Below are 6,000 nucleotides of genomic sequence, written 5' to 3'. Positions count from 1 at the left end.
ATTCCCTTAGTTGGCCTAGGCCAACTAAGGGAATGGGTTGATACAAAGTTTAAACCCTAGACACAGTTTAATGAACTATCCCGGTGGATTTGAGCAGATCATTTACTTTTAAAAAAGACTTGGAAGAAAAGGACTAGCTCAGTTTGCTGTTGCCTAAGGGCCTGCTTGAGTTTTTCAAGGGTACTTCAGCCAGACTCAAAGACAATGCTTGCCACATTTATCTCGAAGAGCTGAATATCTACCCCGAACACCTTCAGGGAGCCAGACTCACCTCGAAGGGTTTCTATGATGAAGTGGCCATCCAGGACTTTCCGCTCCGGGGGAAAGTCAGGGAAGTGACCCTGGACATGGCCGCCAGCATGGAGCGGATCGTCCGCAGGAGCTTTCCCAAAGCCCAGTTGGTTACCGACCGCTTTCATGTCCAGCAGCTTGTCCATGAGGCCGTGCAGGAAATGCGGATTGCCCACCGATGGGAAGCGATCGATCAGGAAAACAGGGAAATCGAGCTGAGCAGGGAATGCGGGAGGGCGTTTGTCCCCGATAGGCTCGAAAACGGGGACACGAAAAAGCAGCTGCTGGCCAGAAGCAGGTACCTGCTTTTCAAGGGAGAGGACTCCTGGACTCCCTCACAGGCATACCGGGCTGAGCTGCTCTTCCACCGCTATCCAGACCTGGAAAAAGCCTACCGCCTATCCAGATCCCTGGCCCGGATCTACCAGACCAGCAAAATGAAGGGAGTGGCCTTCACCAAACTGGCCCACTGGTACAATGACGTGGAGCTGGCAGGCTTCAAATCCTTCAATACCGTGTCCAGAACCATTCAAAACCACTACAAAACCATCCTGAACTTCTTCGAAAACATAAGCACCAACGCTTCCGCCGAATCCTTCAACGCAAAAATCAAAGCCTTCAGGGCTCAGTTCGGGGGCGTCACGAATGTAGAATTCTTCCTGTTCAGACTATCCAATATCTATGCTTAAAATATCCCGCTCCCCAGATATTCCGACTGATCCAAAATCGCCACTGATTTCGCTACTCAAATAAAAATAAAACCCTAACTCTCAATATTTCAGATAGTTAGGGTTTTGTAGTGCAGAGGAGGAGGGATTCGAACCCCCGGTACCTCACGGTACAACGGTTTTCAAGACCGCCGCGATCGACCACTCTGCCACTCCTCTAAAATAAACATGCGTGGTCTCGCTTGTTTAGGTTTGCAAAAGTAAGGGTATTCTTACTTTTTGCAAATCCATTTTTTGGTTTTTACCCTAAGTCCTTGATTTGGCAGGGATTATTTTTTCAGGTTTTCAGAATTTTAACCCCCAAACCCCATTGGCTGCCTCCAAAGGCTTCTGAAGATGAATAGTTCGGCAGACTAGCTTACCAACACCTTCCGTTTTCCATCTGAAAATTGATCGCCCATCTTCAATTTCGCCACTCTCGGTTTCTTAATAAAGATAAGTTGCGAGCAGAGACTCTCACTTGGGAAAAAAGCTTTTTTCTCCCACCGCTCACTGAAAATCTCACCCTGCCTTCCGAGACTGCGACTGATCACTGAAAACTAACTCCTCGCTTTTTCTGCTTCCACCCAGCGCTTCACCTCTTTTTCCAAAATCTCCAAAGGCAATGCACCACTGCCCAAAACGGTATCATGGAAGGCTTTGATGTCAAACTTGTCTCCGAGTTCCGTCTCCGCCATCTTGCGCAGCTCCTGAATCTTGAGCATGCCTATCTTGTAGCCAGTCGCCTGTCCCGGGATCACCATATATCGGCGAACTTCTGCCTGGATGGCTCCCGGGGCAATGGAAGAGTTTTCGGAAAAATAAGCGATAGCATCAGCCTCAGTCCAGCCTTTGGAGTGGAGGCCGGTGTCGGTTACCAGACGGATAGCACGCCAGATTTCATTCACCAGGCGGCCAAAATCATAATAAGGATTCTTGTAGCCGCCCATCTCTTTTGCCAATGCCTCGGAATACAGGGCCCAGCCTTCCACATAGGCATTGAAGCCCATTTGCGTTCTAAACTTGGGAACGGTCGTCAGCTCCTGTGCGATCGAAATCTGCATATGGTGTCCTGGATTTCCTTCGTGATAAGCGACTCCTTCCATGGTGGTTTTGGGCATTGCATTCATGTCTGAGAGATGGACATAATAGGTGCCTGGACGCGAACCATCCGGTGTGCCCTGATTGTAATGCTGCGGTGCACCAGGCTGTTCACGGAAGGCTTCGACCCGCTTTACGACCAAATCTGCCTTGGGTAAGATGCCGAAGTAGTCAGGAAGCTTAGACTTTATCGAATCCAAAAAGGCCGTGGACTGATCCAGATAGGCCTGCCTTCCTTCGTCCGTATTGGGGAAGAAAAACTGAGGATCGGAGTTGACAAACTTAAAGAATGCAGGTAGATCCCCGTCAAAACCAACTTTTTCCTTGATGGCGAGCATTTCTTTTTGGATTCTTTCCACCTCATCCAAGCCTATCTGATGAATCTCGTCTGCGCTAAGACTAGTCGTGGTGGAAGATTTTAGCTTGTGCGCGTATAGTGCCGCACCATTTTCATGACGACTGATTCCCGTTGGTTTTTCCTCCAGATTCGGCAGTTCGGTCTCAAGCCATGCGATCAATTCCTCATAGGCAGGTTTAAATCCGTCGATCAAGGCGGTTTCGGCTTGATTTCTAAATTCCCCTGCTTGCGCTGCGGTGATTTTCCCGTCCTTTTCCAACACCTCGATCTTGCTCAATGCATCTGTCCACAGCGCGGAATTGATTTGGGTGTCTTCAAATGGCTTACCAGAAATCAATGCTCGGGATTGCTGAATGACGTATTCGTAGGCGAACTTGGGTGGACGGACGCCGGCATCAGTTTGAAGTTTTGCCCGCTCCAGCAATTGATTGATCGCCCTGCCAACGCCATTGTACCGGGAGATCAAGGCTGTCATATCAGCCGCACTGTCTACCTTATGAAAATTGATCAACATATTGGGAAGCTGCGTATGGATGCCTCCCATCTGGTTAAAAACGTAATTCATCCGCCGAAACTTGACGTCGCCCTTTTCCATTTCATGTAGATACTCCCAGAGTTCGTAGGAAACTTTGGCCTCGGGGCTAAGCTTGCCGTAATCAAACGTTTTCTTCATCTCGGCTACACTGGCTTCCATCCACGCGAGCTTTTTGTCGTCTGCATTTTCGCTCATATCGTCGATTTCGCCGTAGTGATCTTTTCGGCCTTGCGTGGTCAGCTGAAGGGGACTCATCTGTAAGAGTTGTTCATACTGCGCATCAAACCAAGCATTGATGTCAGCGTCAGGAATCACTTCCGGAGCTGGTTTGCTGCAGGCAAGAAGAAAGGCGAGAATCAGCAGGAGCTGAGCGGGAAATGAATTTCGTTTCATGGTTTAAAGTTTGGTGATGGCTTGTTCTAAAATAGTGATTTACTCAGTCCAAAAAAATCATTCCGCTTGCCTCAGGAGCCGTTGGGTCGAGATTCGGTCGAGTTGCTAAATGCCTTACGGCGATTTTCCCGCTCTCGCTGCTTGTCCTCGGCTAGATCCAAACTCACATTGACTTCAAAGCACACAAGGATGATCAGGGAAGTGATCCACAGCCACAGCATCAGCGCCAGGAGTGTGCCGATCGAGCCGTACAGTTTGTTATAGCTGGCAAAATTTTCCAGATAAAAGATAAAACCATAAAATGCCAAGGTGATCAGTAATCCAGCCATGTGCGCTCCGGTAGAGAAAAAATGCCACTTGTCGTGTACCGCTGGCGCAAAGCGAAAGATGAACGCCGAGGTGATGAAAAACACAAAGAGCAGAATTAAGAATTTTAAGGTGTTAAACAGAAAAATCATAAAACTGCTGTTGAAGAGGTGCATCTCATCGAGTGCATTGATCAGGATACTTCCTACAATCATAACCGAGCTGGCAATGAAGACCGTCACCACCAGTGCAAAAACGATACTCAGCGCTATAGCTCGGGACATGAGATATCCTCGGTTTTCCTTGGTCTTATACACCGAGTTGAAGGAGGTCATCATCGACATCACCCCCTGAGTCGAGGCAAAGAGCGCAAAAAAGAAACCAAACGACAGCAAGCTTTGCCGGGGCTTGGACACGATGTCCATCAGGGTGGTTTCGATGTTTTTGTACAGATCGGCAGGGATGATATTCTGCAAAAAATCCAGGATGTTGTCCGTCGTCACCATCGGGATGAAGTCTTGGAGATAGGGGATCAAGTTGAGCAAAAAGAGTAGAAGGGGGAAAAGTGCAATCGTGTAGCTAAAGGCCATAGAACCGGCCCGCTCACCGATATCGTCTTTTTTCAGCTGTTGGATAAAAATCCTCGAGACATCGTAAAGATTTTTGTCGGAGTGACCGAAGTATATTTTTTTCAAATGTCTTGCCTTGAGCTGCAAGCGTAAGCGCCATTTGAAAATTTCTTTTTTGATCACTGTCTCCTTGTTTTACCTAAAGAATGGTTTCAATAAATCTAACAATTTCTTCGGCGGACGGGTAGGCAGATGGCTTTCTTTTTTCAGAAAAGTCAGCGTCGTCCAGCCTTCAGTGATCAGTTCCCCGAGTTCGTTTGATACCTGATATTCAAATCGGATTCGTACGCCCGGAGCATCGGGGATGCTGGTTTTGATGGTCAAAAGTTCATCGTACTTTCCCGGCTTGAGGTATCGGATGTGGCTCTCCAAGACCGGCATCATCACGCCGCTTTCCTCCATTTCCCGGTAGGAAAAACCCGCCGAACGCATCGCCTCTACCCGTGCCACCTCAAAATACATCGCATAGTTGCCGTAATACACATAGCCCATTTGGTCTGTTTCGGCATATCGGACACGGATCTGGGTTTCAGCTTGGAACATACTAGAAAATTTTCGCGGCGTTCAGCGCTTTCTGATACCGGCGTGCATTGTTCATATGATCATTGTAGTTGCTGGCGAAAGCGTGGTAACCCGAAAAATCCTCCTTGGCGCAAAAATACAGGTAATCATGCTTTTCGGTATTCAAAACTGCATTGAGCGAATTGATATCAGGGAGGTTGATCGGGCCGGGAGGGAGGCCAGTGTATTTATAGGTGTTGTAGGGGCTTTCGATGTCTTTGTGGACGTTTAGGATTCGCTTCAGTGTAAAGTCCCCCGTCGCATACACCAAAGTCGGGTCAGCCTGCAGGGGCATACCAATCTTCATCCGGTTGATATAAACTCCGGAGATCTTGGGTCTTTCGTCGGATTTTTGACTTTCAGCCTGCACGATCGATGCTAGCGTGCTGACTTCCTTTTGTGACAAACCCAAAGCCTGTGCTTTTTGCTTTCTTTCCTCTGTCCAGAAGGCCTCGTACTCCTTATACATCCGGTCAAAAAGCTGCTCTGGGCTGGTGTTCCACCAAAATTCATACGTATTTGGGATGAACATACTCATGACCGTTTCTTCTTCGAAATCGAATTTTCGGATATAGACCGAGTCTTGGATGAGCTCCAAAAACTGCGCTTGGGTGACCTCAAGATTTGAGGTGATTTTCTCAGCAAGGTCTTCCTTAGTTCGGACGTTGTTGAAAGTTACCTTGACCGGGACTTGTTTTCCGGATCGGAGCATTCGCACTAGATCCAGATTATTCATCTTAGGATCGATCTTATAGAGTCCCGGTTTCACGGCTTCTTGGTAGCCGAGGGCTTTGGCGACGAAGCCAAAACTCACCGCATCATTGATCACTTTGTCCTCATAGAGTTGGTTGGCTACCTGCTTGTAAACAGCATTGCTGGAGATTTTCAGCATATAAGGTTGGTCGGATTCCACCATAGTATTGGGGCTGAAGAATACCTGGTAGAAATAGAAAGTCAGGGAGATCGTGAGCACCGAAGTGGCAATCAGGGCAACGAGCAGGATGTTTTTACGCTTTTCGATTTGCATAGGGAGCAAAAATAAGGAATCGATTTGAGGAATATATGCTCTACGAGATTTGCCAGTGTTATTTCAGTCGGAATGTGATTTTCCCAATACGT

At 47.9% G+C, this 6,000-nt stretch carries 5 protein-coding genes and 1 tRNA gene; 1 reads left to right on the top strand and 5 read right to left on the bottom strand.

Annotated elements, in window-relative coordinates; translation table 11 throughout:
- Nucleotides 1-149: 149 nt before the first annotated feature.
- On the top strand, nt 150-980 hold the full coding sequence (locus tag ABD031_RS15445) for an ISAon1 family transposase (RefSeq protein ID WP_343853067.1): 831 nt from the start codon (nt 150-152) through the stop codon (nt 978-980).
- A 113-nt stretch (nt 981-1,093) separates the two neighbouring features.
- Here ABD031_RS15445 and ABD031_RS15440 read toward each other — a convergent pair.
- The 5 genes from ABD031_RS15440 to mltG all read right to left on the bottom strand — a co-directional run bounded on the left by ABD031_RS15440 (nt 1,094) and on the right by mltG (nt 5,908).
- A tRNA-Ser gene (locus tag ABD031_RS15440) sits at nt 1,094-1,178 on the bottom strand.
- Nucleotides 1,179-1,558: 380 nt separating this feature from the next.
- Nucleotides 1,559-3,385: a DUF885 domain-containing protein gene (locus ABD031_RS15435; protein WP_343853066.1), complete on the bottom strand. Its 1,827-nt coding sequence runs from the start codon at nt 3,383-3,385 to the stop codon at nt 1,559-1,561.
- A 71-nt stretch (nt 3,386-3,456) separates the two neighbouring features.
- Nucleotides 3,457-4,443, bottom strand: a complete 987-nt coding sequence (locus tag ABD031_RS15430; RefSeq protein WP_343853065.1) for a YihY/virulence factor BrkB family protein — start codon at nt 4,441-4,443, stop codon at nt 3,457-3,459.
- Between the two features lie 12 nt (nt 4,444-4,455).
- Nucleotides 4,456-4,863, bottom strand: coding sequence for an acyl-CoA thioesterase (locus ABD031_RS15425; protein ID WP_343853064.1), 408 nt, complete (start codon nt 4,861-4,863; stop codon nt 4,456-4,458).
- A 1-nt stretch (nt 4,864) separates the two neighbouring features.
- On the bottom strand, nt 4,865-5,908 hold the full coding sequence (gene mltG, locus ABD031_RS15420) for an endolytic transglycosylase MltG (RefSeq protein ID WP_343853063.1): 1,044 nt from the start codon (nt 5,906-5,908) through the stop codon (nt 4,865-4,867).
- Nucleotides 5,909-6,000: the final 92 nt, after the last annotated feature.

Source organism: Algoriphagus jejuensis (assembly GCF_039523455.1).
GTDB lineage: Bacteria > Bacteroidota > Bacteroidia > Cytophagales > Cyclobacteriaceae > Algoriphagus > Algoriphagus jejuensis.
Note: the sequence above shows the minus strand (reverse complement) of the source record. Positions and strands in the feature narration are given on the sequence as shown.

Coding starts and splice junctions, on each gene's coding strand:
- ABD031_RS15435 (WP_343853066.1), bottom strand. CDS start 3,385: ATGAAACGAAATTCATTTCCCGCTCAGCTCCTGCTGATTCTCGCCTTT.
- mltG (WP_343853063.1), bottom strand. CDS start 5,908: ATGCAAATCGAAAAGCGTAAAAACATCCTGCTCGTTGCCCTGATTGCC.
- ABD031_RS15425 (WP_343853064.1), bottom strand. CDS start 4,863: ATGTTCCAAGCTGAAACCCAGATCCGTGTCCGATATGCCGAAACAGAC.